Source organism: Pseudomonas sp. M5A4_2d, assembly GCF_053345295.1.
The window spans coordinates 1,283,588-1,298,232 of record NZ_JBKEZW010000001.1 but is presented as its reverse complement, the minus strand read 5'-3'; the positions used below and the strand labels follow the sequence as shown (position 1 = coordinate 1,298,232).

General features: G+C 58.8%; 19 protein-coding genes. 7 read left to right on the top strand and 12 right to left on the bottom strand.

Translation table 11 applies throughout. The annotated features are described in order from the left end of the window. Positions 1 to 14: 14 nt before the first annotated feature. The 5 genes from modC to ACLBW8_RS05920 form a co-directional block, all read right to left on the bottom strand. Entirely contained in the window at positions 15 to 1,094 is a 1,080-nt protein-coding gene (gene modC / locus ACLBW8_RS05940; protein WP_262664789.1) for a molybdenum ABC transporter ATP-binding protein, read from the bottom strand. Positions 1,095 to 1,097: 3 nt separating this feature from the next. Next, a complete protein-coding gene (gene modB / locus ACLBW8_RS05935; RefSeq protein WP_447804864.1) occupies positions 1,098 to 1,778 on the bottom strand; it encodes a molybdate ABC transporter permease subunit in 681 nt (226 codons plus the stop codon). Continuing rightward, positions 1,779 to 2,552 (bottom strand): molybdate ABC transporter substrate-binding protein, encoded by a 774-nt coding sequence (modA, locus tag ACLBW8_RS05930; protein ID WP_447804863.1) that lies wholly within the window; start codon positions 2,550 to 2,552, stop codon positions 1,779 to 1,781. A 114-nt stretch (positions 2,553 to 2,666) separates the two neighbouring features. Then, the gene (locus tag ACLBW8_RS05925; RefSeq protein WP_447804862.1) at positions 2,667 to 3,731 is read right to left on the bottom strand and encodes an NAD(P)H-dependent flavin oxidoreductase; all 1,065 of its coding nucleotides are present in this window, start codon (positions 3,729 to 3,731) and stop codon (positions 2,667 to 2,669) included. Positions 3,732 to 3,840: 109 nt separating this feature from the next. Beyond that, positions 3,841 to 4,719: an alpha/beta fold hydrolase gene (locus ACLBW8_RS05920; RefSeq protein ID WP_447804861.1), complete on the bottom strand. Its 879-nt coding sequence runs from the start codon at positions 4,717 to 4,719 to the stop codon at positions 3,841 to 3,843. A 173-nt stretch (positions 4,720 to 4,892) separates the two neighbouring features. Here ACLBW8_RS05920 and ACLBW8_RS05915 point away from each other — a divergent pair, with 173 nt between their 5' ends. Together ACLBW8_RS05915 and ACLBW8_RS05910 are read left to right on the top strand one after the other, a co-directional pair. Continuing rightward, positions 4,893 to 5,486, top strand: coding sequence for a CGNR zinc finger domain-containing protein (locus ACLBW8_RS05915; RefSeq protein ID WP_447804860.1), 594 nt, complete (start codon positions 4,893 to 4,895; stop codon positions 5,484 to 5,486). A 12-nt stretch (positions 5,487 to 5,498) separates the two neighbouring features. Next, the gene (locus ACLBW8_RS05910; protein WP_447804859.1) at positions 5,499 to 5,960 is read left to right on the top strand and encodes a GyrI-like domain-containing protein; all 462 of its coding nucleotides are present in this window, start codon (positions 5,499 to 5,501) and stop codon (positions 5,958 to 5,960) included. Positions 5,961 to 5,964: 4 nt separating this feature from the next. Here ACLBW8_RS05910 and ada read toward each other — a convergent pair whose 3' ends face one another. The 4 genes from ada to ACLBW8_RS05890 all read right to left on the bottom strand — a co-directional run bounded on the left by ada (position 5,965) and on the right by ACLBW8_RS05890 (position 8,249). Beyond that, entirely contained in the window at positions 5,965 to 7,008 is a 1,044-nt protein-coding gene (gene ada, locus ACLBW8_RS05905) for a bifunctional DNA-binding transcriptional regulator/O6-methylguanine-DNA methyltransferase Ada (RefSeq protein WP_447804858.1), read from the bottom strand. A gap of 75 nt (positions 7,009 to 7,083) precedes the next feature. Next, the gene (gene alkB, locus ACLBW8_RS05900) at positions 7,084 to 7,749 is read right to left on the bottom strand and encodes a DNA oxidative demethylase AlkB (protein ID WP_447804857.1); all 666 of its coding nucleotides are present in this window, start codon (positions 7,747 to 7,749) and stop codon (positions 7,084 to 7,086) included. 3 nt (positions 7,750 to 7,752) lie between these two features. After that, positions 7,753 to 7,920: a hypothetical protein gene (locus ACLBW8_RS05895; protein ID WP_447804856.1), complete on the bottom strand. Its 168-nt coding sequence runs from the start codon at positions 7,918 to 7,920 to the stop codon at positions 7,753 to 7,755. Positions 7,921 to 7,946: 26 nt separating this feature from the next. Further along, entirely contained in the window at positions 7,947 to 8,249 is a 303-nt protein-coding gene (locus tag ACLBW8_RS05890) for a DUF1883 domain-containing protein (RefSeq protein ID WP_003173824.1), read from the bottom strand. A gap of 212 nt (positions 8,250 to 8,461) precedes the next feature. Between ACLBW8_RS05890 and ACLBW8_RS05885 the strand changes: the two genes are divergently transcribed. Both ACLBW8_RS05885 and ACLBW8_RS05880 read left to right on the top strand, forming a co-directional pair. After that, positions 8,462 to 8,812: a hypothetical protein gene (locus ACLBW8_RS05885; protein WP_447804855.1), complete on the top strand. Its 351-nt coding sequence runs from the start codon at positions 8,462 to 8,464 to the stop codon at positions 8,810 to 8,812. A 211-nt stretch (positions 8,813 to 9,023) separates the two neighbouring features. Then, the gene (locus tag ACLBW8_RS05880) at positions 9,024 to 9,254 is read left to right on the top strand and encodes a hypothetical protein (RefSeq protein ID WP_064452526.1); all 231 of its coding nucleotides are present in this window, start codon (positions 9,024 to 9,026) and stop codon (positions 9,252 to 9,254) included. Between the two features lie 9 nt (positions 9,255 to 9,263). Here ACLBW8_RS05880 and ACLBW8_RS05875 read toward each other — a convergent pair whose 3' ends face one another. Next, on the bottom strand, positions 9,264 to 9,548 hold the full coding sequence (locus tag ACLBW8_RS05875) for a hypothetical protein (RefSeq protein WP_053255959.1): 285 nt from the start codon (positions 9,546 to 9,548) through the stop codon (positions 9,264 to 9,266). 143 nt (positions 9,549 to 9,691) lie between these two features. Continuing rightward, complete coding sequence (locus tag ACLBW8_RS05870; protein ID WP_017734216.1) at positions 9,692 to 9,877, bottom strand: hypothetical protein; 186 nt, start codon at positions 9,875 to 9,877, stop codon at positions 9,692 to 9,694. Between the two features lie 307 nt (positions 9,878 to 10,184). On the opposite strand from ACLBW8_RS05870, the gene galU reads away from it, so the two are divergent. Together galU and gorA are read left to right on the top strand one after the other, a co-directional pair. After that, positions 10,185 to 11,024: a UTP--glucose-1-phosphate uridylyltransferase GalU gene (gene galU, locus ACLBW8_RS05865; protein WP_003212579.1), complete on the top strand. Its 840-nt coding sequence runs from the start codon at positions 10,185 to 10,187 to the stop codon at positions 11,022 to 11,024. A gap of 106 nt (positions 11,025 to 11,130) precedes the next feature. Continuing rightward, positions 11,131 to 12,489, top strand: a complete 1,359-nt coding sequence (gorA, locus tag ACLBW8_RS05860) for a glutathione-disulfide reductase (protein WP_432751789.1) — start codon at positions 11,131 to 11,133, stop codon at positions 12,487 to 12,489. On the opposite strand, the gene ACLBW8_RS05855 is transcribed toward gorA, so the two are convergent. After that, complete coding sequence (locus ACLBW8_RS05855; protein WP_447804854.1) at positions 12,490 to 13,497, bottom strand: DNA-binding protein; 1,008 nt, start codon at positions 13,495 to 13,497, stop codon at positions 12,490 to 12,492. A 170-nt stretch (positions 13,498 to 13,667) separates the two neighbouring features. Between ACLBW8_RS05855 and ACLBW8_RS05850 the strand changes: the two genes are divergently transcribed. Continuing rightward, the gene (locus ACLBW8_RS05850; protein WP_447804853.1) at positions 13,668 to 14,600 is read left to right on the top strand and encodes a site-specific integrase; all 933 of its coding nucleotides are present in this window, start codon (positions 13,668 to 13,670) and stop codon (positions 14,598 to 14,600) included. The last annotated feature ends 45 nt before the right edge of the window (positions 14,601 to 14,645 follow it).

Here is a 14,645-nt window from a genome sequence, read left to right as displayed (position 1 = left end):
CGCGTGCCAAAAAGTTAAGCGAGTACCGCCACCGCCTTGATTTGCGCCCACAGCGTCTGGCCGGGATGTAGTTGCAACTGGTCGCGGGAGAAGCGGGTGATACGCGCCAACAGCGGCGTACCCCCGGCGTCCAGGCGCACCAGCACATGGGCGCTGTTATCCGCCGAAATGTCCTGAGTGACCGTCACCGGCAGGCGGTTGAGGATGCTGCTGTGTTCCTCAGCCTGCAGGCTGAGGCTGACGTCTCGGGCCTGCACCTTGATGCGTAGCTGTTTGCCCAACGCCAGCGGTGTATGGGCGACGCGCATGCTCAACGCACTGTCGGGCAACTGCAGGGTGAGCAACTGATAGTGCTCGTCATATGCGCTGACGCTGCCATTGATGACCACGCCGGCGTCATCGCCCAAGGCCAGGGGTAAATCCAGGCGCGCCAGGGTCTCGCCGATGGGGCCGCTGGCCAGGGCCTTGCCGTCGCTGAGCAATACGATGTGATCGGCCAGCCGCGCCACTTCGTCCTGGGCATGGCTGACGTACAGCACCGGGATTTCCAGTTCGTCGTGCAGGCGCTCGAGGTACGGCAGGATTTCGCTTTTGCGTTGGCTGTCCAGGGCCGCCAGCGGTTCATCCATCAACAACAGCCGGGGGCTGGTGAGCAATGCGCGGGCGATGCCGATGCGCTGGCGCTCGCCGCCGGACAAATGCTGCGGGTGGCGCTCGAGCAGGTGGCCGATGCCGAGCAATTCGGTCGCGTGGGCCATGTCCACATGACGCAGCCTGCGTGGGATGCGCTTGAGGCCGAACTCCAGATTGGCGCGTACCGACAGATGAGGAAACAGGCTGGCTTCCTGGAACACATAGCCCAAGGCACGTTTGTGCGGAGGCACAAACAGCCCCTTGCGACTGTCTTGCCAGACCTCGTCATTGACCTGGATAAACCCGTCTTCAGCGCGCTCCAGGCCGGCGATACAGCGCAGGCACGTGGTTTTGCCGGAACCGGAATGGCCGTACAGCGCGGTGACACCGCGGCCGGGCAAATGCAGGTCAACGTCCAGCGCAAAGGCCGAATAGTGAAGGTTCAGGCGTACCTCAATCATCATTCAGCTCCAGCCCATCTTGGTTTTACGGCTGGAGTAGAGCGCCAGCAACACGAGGAAAGCGAAGACCACCATGGAGCCCGCCAGCCAATGGGCCTGGGCATACTCCATGGCTTCGACGTGGTCGTAGATCTGCACCGAGACCACGCGGGTTTTGTCGGGAATGTTGCCGCCGATCATCAGCACCACGCCGAACTCACCCACGGTGTGGGCGAAGCCGAGAATCGATGCAGTGATAAACCCTGGGCGCGCCAGAGGCAGGATCACCGTGAAAAAAGTATCCCAAGGATTGGCGCGCAAGGTTGCGGCCACTTCCAATGGGCGAGTGCCGATGGCGGAGAAGGCGTTTTGCAACGGCTGCACCACAAACGGCATGGAATAGATCACCGAGCCAATCACCAGGCCGGCAAAACTGAAGGTCAGGGTGCCCAGGCCCAGCCATTGGGTGAACTGGCCGAAGTAACCCTGGGGGCCCATGGTCAACAGCAGGTAGAAACCGATCACCGTCGGTGGCAACACCAACGGTAACGCGACAATCGCCCCGATGGGGCCGCGCCACGCGGAACGGGTGCGCGACAGCCACAGTGCAATCGGAGTGCCGATGACCAGCAGGATCACGGTGGTCAGTGACGCCAGCTTGATGGTCAGCCAGATCGCGGAAAAATCGGCACTCGACAGCGGCATTTAGTTGGCCAGCTCGTAACCGTAGGACTTGATCACCGCGGCGGCTTTCGGACCTTTGAGGTACTCGACCAGGGCTTTGGCAGCGGCGCTGTCTTTACCTTTGGCGAGGATCACGGCGTCCTGTTTGATCGGGTCATGCAGGGCCGCCGGGACGATCCAGGCCGAGCCGCTCGTGACTTTACCGTCTTTGTAGATCTGCGACAGGGCAACAAAGCCCAGTTCGGCATTGCCGGTGGACACGAATTGATAGGTCTGGGTGATGTTCTGGCCTTCGACGATCTTGTCCTTGACCTTGTCGGTCAGGCCTTCTTTAGCCAGCACTTGAGTGGCGGCCAGGCCATACGGGGCGGCTTTCGGGTTGGCGATGGACAGGTGCTTGAATGCATTCTTTTTCAGCACGTCGCCTTTGGCATCTACATAGCCTTCTTTCGCCGACCACAGTGCGAGGGTACCGACTGCGTAGGTGAAGCGCGATCCTTTGACGGTGTCGCCTTCGGTTTCGAGTTTTTGCGGGGTGGTGTCATCAGCACTGAGGAACACTTCGAACGGTGCGCCGTTCTTGATCTGCGTATAGAACTGACCCGTGGCGCCGTAGGCCGCGACCAGTTTGTGGCCGGTGTCTTTTTCGAAGTCAGCCGCGATCGCCTGGATCGGGGCGGTGAAGTTGGCGGCGACGGCGACCTGCACTTCATCGGCTTGGGCCGAGCCAAAGGCAAAGGCGGCAATAACGGTTACCAGGGCAGTGGGGGCCAAGCGTGAGGCGCGGATCATCATGAAGCAGCTCCTTTGGGCGTTGTACGGCTTGTTATAGGCAGAAGGGGTTACCGCTATGTATGGAAATATATAGCGGTTGGCCATAGCCGGTACAGTGCAAAGTTGTTCCCAGTGTCAGTCGCGCTTGAGCTTGGCCAGCGCCTGCTCGGTCAACTGGCGCGTCAGGTCATAAGTGGAAAGCTCTTTACCCAGGCGCAGCGCCTGGCCTGACCACAGGTTGCTGAAGCCCGCATCATCCTTGGCCTTGAGCGGCATCAAGGCGCCGCCGGAGGTGGGGAAGGCAGGGGCCGCCGGGTTGATCGCGCCGAGTTCACGCATTACGCGGTTGACGATACCGCGTGCCGGGCGGCCGGTGAACAGATTGGTCAGGGCCGTCTCGCTGGCCTGGGCGTGACGCAGTGCAAAGTGGTGGGAGGCGGTTACGTTGGCTTCGGGGGTGAACAGGTACGCGGTACCGATTTGGACGGCCGACGCCCCCAGCGCAAATGCCGCGACAATCCCGCGCGCGTCACCAATCCCGCCGGCAGCAATCACCGGCACGCTCACGGCGTCGACAATTTGCGGCACCAACGCCATCAGGCCGATCTGGGTATTAAGGTCGTCGCTGAGAAACAAACCACGATGCCCGCCAGCCTCTATGCCCATCGCAATGATTGCGTCGCACCCATGCTGTTCCAGCCAGATGGCCTCTTCTACGGTGGTGGCCGATGACAGCACCTTGGCCCCGGTGGCTTTTACCCGGTCGAGCAAGGCTTTTTCCGGCAGGCCAAAGTGAAAACTCACCACCTCGGGACGAAACTCCTCGACCACTTTGCAGGCGGCTTCGTTGAAAGGCTCGCGGTTGGAAACGGGGGTTGGCGCATCAAAATCGGCGCCGAGTTCGCGGTAGTAGGGCTCCAGCAAATCCTTCCAGTGGCGATCACGCACTGCATCAGCAGCAGGCGGTTGATGGCAGAAGAAATTGACGTTAATGGGGCGCGAGCTTGCCTGGCGGATGGTGGTCAAGGCTTCGCGCAGTTGCTCGAGACTCAGCGCGGCAGCGGGCAGAGAACCCAGCCCGCCGGCATTATTGGCGGCGATGACCATAGCGGGAGTGGTCGCGCCGGCCATTGGGGCCTGGATAATAGGCACTTCAATGCCCAGCAGGTCGAGAATGCGGGTGTCTGGCCAGGTGCTCATGGGATGCGTCTCCAGCAGTAGTCGGTCTTTTCGCTGTTTTAACAGGGCCCTTGGCACCCGGCCAGTCTGTTTTATTCACTGGACGAAGTCGGGATTTCGTGTAGCGCCGTCAGTCGATGGCCTCGCCCAGCACGGCATGAATGCGTTCAGCGATATGCGCCGCATGGGTTTCCAGGGCGAAGTGGCCGGTGTCCAGTAGCTCGACCACGGCATTCGCGTTGTCCCCTTTGTAAGCGTGGGCGCCAGGCGGGATGAAGAACGGATCGTTCTGGCCCCAAATCACCAGCGTGGGCACCTGTGTGGCTTTGAAGAACGCCTGGAACGCCGGGTACTGCGTGAGGTTGTTACGGTAATCGAGGAACAGGTCCAGTTGGATCTCGTCATTGCCGGGACGCTGCATCAACAGCACATCAAGCATGTAGGACTCGGGCGCAACCCGCTCCGGCTGACTCACACCGTGCAGGTACTGGTAGCGCGTGCCCTCCAGGCTGATCACCGCCGTGCGGATCACCTCGCGATTGGCCTGGCTAGGCTCGGCCCAATAGGCCCGAATCGGTGCCCAGGCATCGCCCAAGCCTTCCAGGTAAGCGTTGCCGTTTTGCGAGACCAGCGCGCTGACCCGCTCCGGATGTGCCACTGCCAGCCGCAGGCCCACGGGTGCACCGTAATCGAACACGTATAGCGCGTAGCGGGACAGCTTCAGCGCATCGGCGAAATGCCCGACAGTGACCGCCAGGTTATCGAAGCTGTAGTGATAAGCACGCTCGGCAGGGATTTCGGTGAAGCCAAAGCCCGGCAAGTCTGGCGCGATAACCCTGAAACGTGTGGCGAGCAGCGGGATCAGGTCGCGGTACATATGGGAGGAGCTGGGAAAACCATGCAGCAGCAATATCACCGGTGCGGCCGGGTCGCCGGCTTCACGGTAGAACATGCGCACGCCATCGGCATCGACGTGGTGGTAGCGAACGACAGGGGCTTGGATAGACATGACTGGACCACCTTTGTAACTTGATTAAGTGTTATTACGGGTTACCTTTTTAAAAAGCTGCGCCCAATTATGTAACCTGTCAAATAAATAATTCAGGTTAGCTATTCGCCTGGTGTAACTACCCTTGCATGAAAATAGCGGTTACGATTGCGCGGTGATCAAGAGGACGAATCATGGCCATCCCTACGCCCCCAGCCACACCCTTGGAACCCTATGTGCTTGCCGATGACCCGGTCTTGGACATGCTCAATACCCTGGCGAATATCGACGGCATGCCGTGGGATTTCTGGCAGGCCGATGCTGACGTCCAGCGTTGGTTAGTGCGTTTGGCGTGGGTTCAAGAAGGGCGTCTTCCCACGTTTGAGGAGGGCGCCTTACTCGCTGCCGCTCGTGAGTTGCGCGAGGTGATTCGTGACCTCGTCGCGACACGCAAGCTCGGTCAAGTGGGCGATCCTGCGGCGCTCAACAGTTTTTTGCGCAAGGCGGTCAGCCATCCACAGCTGGTCTGGCCGGCGTCCGGAGCGCCTCTGTTGGAGCGCCAACGCAAATTGCAGACGGCGGAGCAACTTTTGTCGCCGATTGCCGAAGCCGCAGCTAATTTATTGGTGGCCGGCGATTTCAGTTTGATTCGCCGGTGCGAGCATCCGGAATGCGTCCTGTGGTTTTATGATCGGACCAAGGCCCACAAGCGTCGCTGGTGCAGCATGGCCTTGTGCGGTAACCGGCATAAAGTCGCCGAATTCCGTAAACGTCAATTGAAGCGTTGAAAGGAGAGGGCTTTGCAAGCAATCAAGGAACAGGTCGTGGCGGCAATCAGGGTGTCGGGCTTGCAAGTGCGGACCCGTAATGCCGATGAAATGCAGCCTGCGACCGCGAAAATCGGCCCAATGTGGCAACGGTTTTTTGAAGAGGGGCTGTACCAGGCAATCCCGGGCAAGCACCCCGACTCGCCGGTGTACGGGGTGTACAGCGGCTATGAATCGGATGCGAGTAGTTTTTTTGATGTGACGGCGGGTGTTGCCTCCGTTGCACCGGCGCAAGGCTTTGAAAGCCTGGTGATCGAGCCGGGCCGCTATTTGGTGTTTGAGGCGCGCGGGCCAATGCCGGATGCAATCATTGCTACCTGGCAACAGGTCTGGGCTTATTTCGCAAAGCCAGGTGTCGAGTCGCGGGCGTTTGTCACCGACTTCGAGGTCTATCAGGCAGACGAAGAGGCACGGATTTATATCGGTATCCGCTAGCGCATTACTGACGTTCGCGCTCCAGCAGCTGCCGCTTGCGTTCTACGCCCCAGCGGTAGCCCGACAACTCACCGTTGCTGCGCACCACGCGATGGCAGGGAATCGCCACCGCCAGGCTGTTGGCTCCACAGGCCTGGGCCACGGCGCGAAAGGATTTGGGTGCGCCGATACGCTCGGCAATCTGCGCATAGCTGGCGGTGCTCCCCAGCGGAATTTCGCGTAGCGCCCGCCATACTCGCTCCTGAAAGGCCGTACCGCGTAAGTCCAGCGGCAAATCCAACCCCAGCGCAGGCGCTTCGATAAAGCCCACGACGTGGGCAATCAGCTGTTCGAAGTTGCGGTCCGCGCCCTCCAATTGTGCATGGGGAAATTGATCCTGCAGGTCACGCACCAGTTTGTCCGGGTCATCCCCCAGCAAAATCGCACACACACCGCGTTGACTCTGCGCCACCAGAATCGCCCCCAATGAGCATTGGCCCACGGCAAAGCGAATCTCGCTGTTAGTGCCGCCGGCCCGGTAATCAGTCGGCGTCATGCCGAGTAGCTGATCGGCGGACTCATAAAAGCGGCTGTTGGAGTTGAAGCCGGCGTCATACAGCGCTGCTGTCACGGAATGCTCGCCCATGAGGCCGTCGCGCATTTTGCGCGCACGCAGGGCGCTGACATAACCTTTGGGGGTCAGGCCGGTGATGGCTTTGAATACGCGGTGGAAATGGAACGCGCTCAACCCGACCAGGCAGGCGATTTCATCCAGGCTGGGTGGTGTTTCGGCCTGTTCTATGTAGCGACAAGCCGCTGCCACCAACTGCGCATGGTGCGCGGCCAGTTGGGTCTGGTCACCGGAGGCGCGTTTGCTCGGGCGATAACCGGCAGCCTCGGCCTGCTCGGGGGTGTCGAAGAATTCGATGTTTTGCGGGCGAGGCAAACGCGAGGCACTGCTGGGGCGGCAATACACGCCTGTGGTTTTTACGCCGTAGACAAACAGCGTGTCTGCCTTGGCATCGCGGGCGATGATGGCGGCCCAGCGGGGGTCGTGTTCGTTGTTCATGGCCTGCACTCTTGACGGATCAGGGGCAGATTAGCCGCACCGGTCATACTCGGCACTCCGAAGCTTGCGGTCAAATCAGCCGGCGGTACGAAAGGTCAGGTTGATGCGTTGTGGGCCCATGACCGGATGCACGCCTTCCTTAATCGGCATCACCCCATGAAAACGCAGGCGATCGACGCCGCCCCAGACCACGATATCACCGTGGAACAAGGAGATTTTCTGGGTCTTGCTGCTGCGCTCAGGGCCGCCGAACAGGAAAATCGCCGGCAGCCCCAACGACACGGAAACCACCGGGGCGTTGTAGCTGCGCTCGTTTTTATCCTGATGCAGGGACATCTTGGCCCCGGGCACATAGCGGTTGATCAGGCAGGCATCCGGGGAAAACTCGCTGAAGCCCGCCTCGGCTGCCGCAAGCGTGGCGAGCTCGCGCAGGGAGCTGGGCATGGCTGGCCAGGGTTGCTGGCTGCGCGGGTCGAGAGGGCTGTAGCGATAGCCGGCGGTGTCGGTGGTCCAGCCCAGTTCGCCGCAACTGCTCAGCGCTGCTGACATGGTAAAACCGCCGGGCGTGACCATTTGCCGAAACGGCGATTGGGCCAGCACCTGCCGAAGCTCCGGTAGCAGGCGTTCAATCCAGGGCAGGGCATAGCCCCTCAGTACGTAAGACTCTTCGCCAATCTGTTCGCGCCTCGCAGGTTGCTGCAACGCATCCTCGGCGAACAGGTCGGCAGTCGGCCCTGGCATGACTTACAGCGCCTTACTCACATTGATGTCAGTGATTTCGTCGCTGGCACCGTGGATTTTCGCCAAGGCCTGTTTGGCCTCTTCGACGCTGTTGGTGTGCAATTGTGCGAACTCAAAGCGACGTTCGCCGTTGAGCTTGTACTTGATGACGTATTTAGTCGTGGTGGTCACAGCTTTTTTCCTGTCGTGGGTTCGGATCAGCTCAGTTTGGTGCTGGTGCGACGAACGATGCGGATCTTGTGGGACAACGCGGGTTTGCGGGTAACGCTGATGGCGCGACGCGTGACTACGTCCAGGGTGATGTTCCAGAAACCGGTGCTGGGTGCAGTGATTTTCGCCGGGAATTTGTCGAAGGCGCCGCCGTGGTAGGTGTGGCGACCGCCGTTCTTGAAGCTGCGAAAATTGGCATCGCTCATCAGGCGAATATTGCAGGTCTGCGAGCATTCGATGACAACGATGTCGCCCTCGTTGAGGTGCTCGCGCTGGTGGATGAATTTCATGGGGTGTCTCCAGAAGGGCTTTTTCTGAAAAATCAGAATGATACGTAGGTTAAGATAGAGTTTATCAGCCCCAGCGCGTTTATTATCGGGTCGTCGTCGACGACTTCGACAATTTAAAACAGTTATTTACCGAGTTTTCAGAGATAAATCCTACATTGGCGGGAGAAATTTACTCTCTAAGCTGTCGTAGGGTCTTTATCGGAGGTTTTAGTATGAAGTGGAGTGTGTTGGTTCTGGCCTTGGCGATAGGTGGATGTGCTTCGGTTGCAGATATCAAGCAGACCCCGCCAACGTTGGTGGTCATTTCCGGGAAAAAACCGCCGGAATATGCTGCGTGTGTGGTGCGCAAGCTGGCTGCGACCCGTCGCCCGCCGCAGATCGAGCCACATAAGGATGGTGTACAGGTGATTGTGCCGCAGAAATTCTCGGCCGACCCTTCGGCAATTTTCGAGATTGAAGAGCGCTCCAGCGGCAGCAGCATCAAGCTCTATGAGAGCATGTCCAATGTCCCGATCCGCCCAGGTGACATCAAAAAAGCCGCGGAGGATTGCATTTCCGGCTGAGCCTGAGGCTTACCCACGCCGTTGAATCCGATAGAAAAGCCTGACGCTACGATAGCAGCGTCAGGTTTTTTTTTGCGTTGATGTCAGGTGTTGTCGACAAAGGATCATTACCCTGCGATTTGTAGATCCGTTAAACTGTCGGTCATCCAATCCAAAAAAATGCCGCGCAAGCCTTGAGAATGCGCGGCATTTGTCTTTTCTGGAAACCGTCATGAAACGTGAACACGTCACCGCCCGCCATGCCGAGGGCCAAATCTCGGCCACCCATGTCATCCAGAACCCCGCGCACCTGGGCGAGTGGATCGTATTTTTCAAGAAAAGCGGCGGTCGCAGTTTTTTCCTGGTGGATGAGCACGATGAAGTCGAATCATTTGCGCGCCTGGATGACCTGATCGAAATCCTGCGCGGCCTTGGCATCAAGTTCGCTGAAATTCATCTGTAGCCATCGGGTTTACTTGCAGACGACAACCACGCTGCGGCTCTTGAAGTTACCCACGTCTTTGCCCAGGGTCTTGTCGCTTTCCTTCAGCGCTGGCGTGCCTTCGGTGCCGACAATGCGGTAGCCAGTGCCTGCGCAGGAAGCATCGGCTTTTTCGTAGCAACTGGCCCACGAGTTCGCCTCGCCCGAGCAGTCGATGGTCAGGCCTTGCTCGCCATTTTTCAGGTAAGTATCGGAAGTGGTGGTGCAGCCGGCCATCAGCGCCAGTAGTGCAGGCAGTGCCAGAATCTTGTTCATAGTGGAATCGTCGTCGAGGGTGTTGGAGGGGCGCTGACACTGTCGTGGGGCGTTTGCGCAAGATTATAGCGAACTGCCACCTAGGTACAGCCAATCACAAAAAAGCCCCGATCACCGGGGCTTTGTGCAAAGGGCTTTGATGCTTACTTACCCTTGGGTCTTTTGCTCGACGCGTGGCCGGCTTCGTCCACAAACACTTCGGCTACTGCAGCAGCCTGGCTTTCGGTCGCAAATGCCCCGGCGACGCTGTCTCCGTGGAAGTTGATCAAGTGCCAGCCGTCCGCTCGCTTTGTGATCAGGTAGCCGTTTACGCCTTTGGGTTCTGACATCTATCAATCTCGTGGTGTGGTTCAAGCGCGTAATGATAGCGCCAAACGCCCTGCAAGCGCGCAAGTTGTTGCAGGTCAGTGCCTTGCGTCGAAAAGCGTGCTAAAACGGTTACAGCCCTTTTAAACAAAGGGGTCAAGGCGTGTTTTGTCGTGCCGTTGGTAATGCCCCTTGTAGGATCAGCGGAACTTACGCGCACATTTTTTCTCTATGTTGACATCGCAACGCCAGCAGGACCCATTGTAAGGTGACTGCGGCCTCATTAGACTGCGCCGAATTCCGTACGCACAGCCCTTTGTAAGGACTCATATGATCAAGAAATGCTTGTTCCCAGCAGCCGGTTACGGCACTCGCTTCTTGCCAGCGACCAAAGCCATGCCTAAAGAGATGCTGCCGGTGGTGAACAAGCCACTGATTCAGTACGGCGTCGAAGAGGCACTGGATGCCGGTCTGAACGAAATTTCCATCGTTACCGGCCGCGGTAAGCGCGCGCTGGAAGACCACTTCGACATCAGCTACGAGCTGGAAAACCAGATCAAGGGCACCGACAAGGAAAAATACCTGGTTGGCATCCGTAAATTGCTCGACGAGTGCTCGTTCTCCTACACCCGTCAGACCCAGATGAAAGGCTTGGGCCACGCGATCCTGACCGGCCGCCCACTGATCGGTGACGAACCGTTCGCCGTGGTACTGGCGGATGACCTGTGCGTTAACCTGGAAGGCGACGGCGTACTGACTCAGATGGTCAAGCTGTACCAGAAATACCGCTGCACCATCGTTGCGGTTCAAGAGGTCGACCCTCAGGAAACCAACAAGTACGGCGTGATCGCCGGTGATGACATTGGTGATGGCCTGATTCGCGTGCGTGACATGGTTGAAAAGCCAGCGCCGGAAGATGCACCTTCGAACCTGGCCATCATTGGCCGTTACATCCTGACCCCGGACATCTTCAAATTGATCGAAGAAACCGAGCCAGGCAAGGGCGGCGAGATTCAGATCACTGACGCCCTGTTGAAGCAAGCCAAAGACGGCTGCGTGATTGCCTACAAATTCAAAGGCCGTCGTTTCGACTGCGGTGGCGCTGAAGGCTACATCGAGGCGACCAACTTCTGCTACGAGCACTTCTACAAAACTGGCAAGGCTTACTGATTCACGGTTGCCTGACCTGTTTTAAGAGAAAGCCACCTTCGGGTGGCTTTTTCGTTTTTCAGCCCCATCTAAATCGGTATGCTGATGTCCTGCCGAGGAGAGTGAAATGGCCTACGATTTTGATCTGTATGTAATTGGTGCCGGTTCTGGCGGTGTTCGCGCGGCGCGCTTTGCCGCAGGCTTTGGTGCCAAGGTGGCCGTGGCGGAAAGCCGCTACCTGGGCGGCACGTGCGTTAACGTCGGCTGCGTGCCGAAGAAGCTGTTGGTGTACGGCGCGCATTTTGCCGAAGACTTTGAGCAGGCCAGCGGTTTTGGTTGGTCGCTGGGCGCAGCGAACTTTGATTGGGCGACCTTGATCGCCAACAAGGACCGCGAAATCAATCGCCTCAATGGCATCTACCGGAATCTGCTGGTTAACAGTGGCGTGACTTTGCATGAAGGGCACGCACGCCTGGTTGATCCGCACCAGGTGGAAATCAATGGCGAGCGTTACACCGCCAAGCACATTTTGATCGCTACGGGTGGTTGGCCGCAGATCCCGGAGATCCCGGGGCGTGAACACGCCATTGGCTCCAATGAGGCGTTCTTTCTGAAAGAATTGCCTAAGCGCGTGCTAGTCGTTGGCGGTGGTTACATCGCAGTTGAATTCGCGGGTATTTTCCATGGCTTGGGCGCACAGACGACGCTGCTGTATCGCGGCGATCTGTTCCTGCGCGGCTTTGATGGCTCGGTGCGTACGCACCTGAAGGAAGAGTTGACCAAGCGCGGCCTGGACCTGCAATTCAATGCCGATATCGAGCGTATCGACAAGCAAGCAGATGGCAGCCTCAAGGCGACGCTGAAAGATGGGCGTGTGCTGGAGGCCGATTGCGTGTTCTACGCCACCGGTCGCCGTCCGATGCTGGACAACCTGGGGCTGGAGAATACCGGTGTCACCCTGGACGAGCGCGGTTTTGTTGAAGTGGATGACCTTTACCAGACCGCTGAGTCGTCGATCCTGGCCATCGGTGATGTGATTGGTCGTGTGCAATTGACGCCGGTGGCCCTGGCTGAAGGCATGGCGGTGGCCCGTCGTCTGTTCAAGCCAGAACAGTACCGCCCGGTGGATTACGCGATGATTCCGACGGCGGTGTTCAGCCTGCCGAACATCGGCACCGTCGGCTTGAGCGAAGAAGAAGCGAAGAAGAACGGCCACAAGGTGCAGGTCTTTGAAAGCCGCTTCCGACCTATGAAGCTGACGCTGACCGATTGCCAGGAAAAAACCCTGATGAAACTGGTGGTCGATGCCGACACCGACAAAGTCCTGGGTTGCCACATGGTCGGGCCGGATGCCGGCGAGATCGTTCAGGGGCTGGCGATCGCGCTCAAGGCAGGCGCGACCAAGCAACATTTCGACGAAACCATCGGCGTGCATCCTACGGCGGCGGAAGAATTCGTCACCATGCGCACGCCTGTGGCGGACTGATCAGGTCTCGGGCGTTGCCTCTGGCGTCGTTGCAACGACGGCCGCCAAGCGCAATGCCTCGATACTGGCCTGGGCCTTGATAAGGTCCAGTTCCAGGATTTTGTTGGCTTGCTGGTGTTCGCTCAGCGCTTGCTGGCGTGACTGGCTCTCCAGTACGGCAACCCGCAGGCGCTCCTGAAGCAGGGTGCGCTCGCTCTCTATCAGGCTTGCCTGTTCGTTCAACTTAAGCTGCAAGGCCTGGTCTTTGCGGGTTTGCTCCTGCAGGGCGGCCAACTCTTTCGCCGTCACACGGTGTTCAATCAATAGCCGCTCATTGTCGCGGTGCAGTTGGGTGATTTCATCCTGGCGCACCATCGCGCTTTGCTGGGCTTGGCGCAGTTCCGCCTGGACCTGTTGCAACTGGCCTTCATGGCGTCGCTGCTCCTGCTCGCGCTGCTCCTTGATTGCATTGCGGTAATGCTCGAGGGCTTCCCGGGCGTGCAGGTGCTTTTCTTCCAGCGAACGAATTTGTTCGTCCTTGTCGTTGATGCGTAATTCGTAATCGCTGCACGCCTGGCTGAGCCCGGCGTTACGGGTTTGCTCGGTTTGCAGGCTGGTGCTCGTGGTTTGCAGGGCAGCACTTTCTTCTGCGAGGGCAGCGGCCTGGATCGCAAATTGCTGATTGAGTTGGCTGTGAGCCTCTTCAAGCGCTTCCACTTGGGCGAGTAGGGCGGCTTTCTGTTGTTCGAACTGCGCCAACGCCAGGTCAATCGGCTCCTGGGCTTTTTCTTTAAGCCGCTGGGCCAGGCGTGCGACCAGCTCACCCAGCTCGTCGTCGATGGGCGCTTCGGTGATCGTCAGCCGGGTTTCGCTCTCGTCCAGCTCCTTCAAATAACGGTGAATCGTGGTCTTTGAACCGGTATTGCCCATTTCGATGCGGACTGCGTCGATGCTCGGGTTCTCGCCGCGGGCAAGGATCGCCAGGCGTGCCGTTTGAACTACTGCTTTGTTTATGCCGCCGCGAGCCATGGAGTCTCCGTCGATTTAGTACTGTGGTACGTATTATGTAGATACATACTGTAACACGAATAAAATCTCGTTTAAATTCATGATTTAACAGGTGGGATATTGGCGTATTATCCCGTGTCATTGCGGTTTTGAGCACCAATACACCCGTCTGCAGTACGAATAGGCCTTTCATGAGCGATCTGGATCGTTATCTCAATGCCGCCACCCGCGACAACACGCGGCGCAGCTATCGCGCGGCCATTGAGCACTTTGAGGTAAGTTGGGGTGGGTTCCTGCCCGCGACCAGCGATAGCGTGGCGCGTTATCTGGTGGCACACGCCGGGGTGCTTGCAGTCAACACCTTGAAGCTTCGGCTCTCGGCATTGGCGCAGTGGCACACGAGCCAGGGCTTCCCTGATCCGACCAAGGCACCGGTGGTGCGCAAGGTGCTCAAGGGCATTCGTGCGGTGCACCCGGCGCAGGAGAAGCAGGCCGAACCGCTGCAGCTCAAGCACCTTGAGCAGGTGGTTGCGTCTTTGGAGGCGGAAGCGATTCAGGCACGTATTGACCAGGATCAGCCGCGATTGCTGCGCGCCAAGCGCGACACCGCGTTGATCCTGCTGGGCTTCTGGCGCGGTTTTCGCAGCGATGAGTTGTGCCGCCTGACGATCGAGCACGTGCAGGCGGTACCGGGCGCCGGCATCAGCCTGTATCTGCCGCGCAGTAAAAGTGACCGCGACAACCTCGGCAAGACCTACCAGACCCCGGCGTTGCTGCGGCTGTGCCCGGTGCAGGCCTACAGCGAATGGCTCAACGCGTCGGCGCTGGTGCGTGGCCCAGTGTTTCGCGGGGTAGATCGCTGGGGCAACCTGGGCGAGGAGGGGCTGCACCCCAACAGCGTCATCCCGCTGTTGCGCCAAGCGCTGGAGCGCGCAGGCATTCCTGCCGACCTATACACCAGTCACTCGTTGCGCCGAGGCTTTGCCACCTGGGCCCATCGCAGCGGCTGGGATTTGAAGTCGTTGATGAGCTACGTCGGCTGGAGCGACATGAAATCCGCCATGCGCTATGTTGAAGCGACGCCCTTTCTTGGCATGACCTTGGCCACCCAACCGCTGATTTGAGATTTCTTCTATTAATAGTGTCACTTGATAGCGAAAACCAATCGT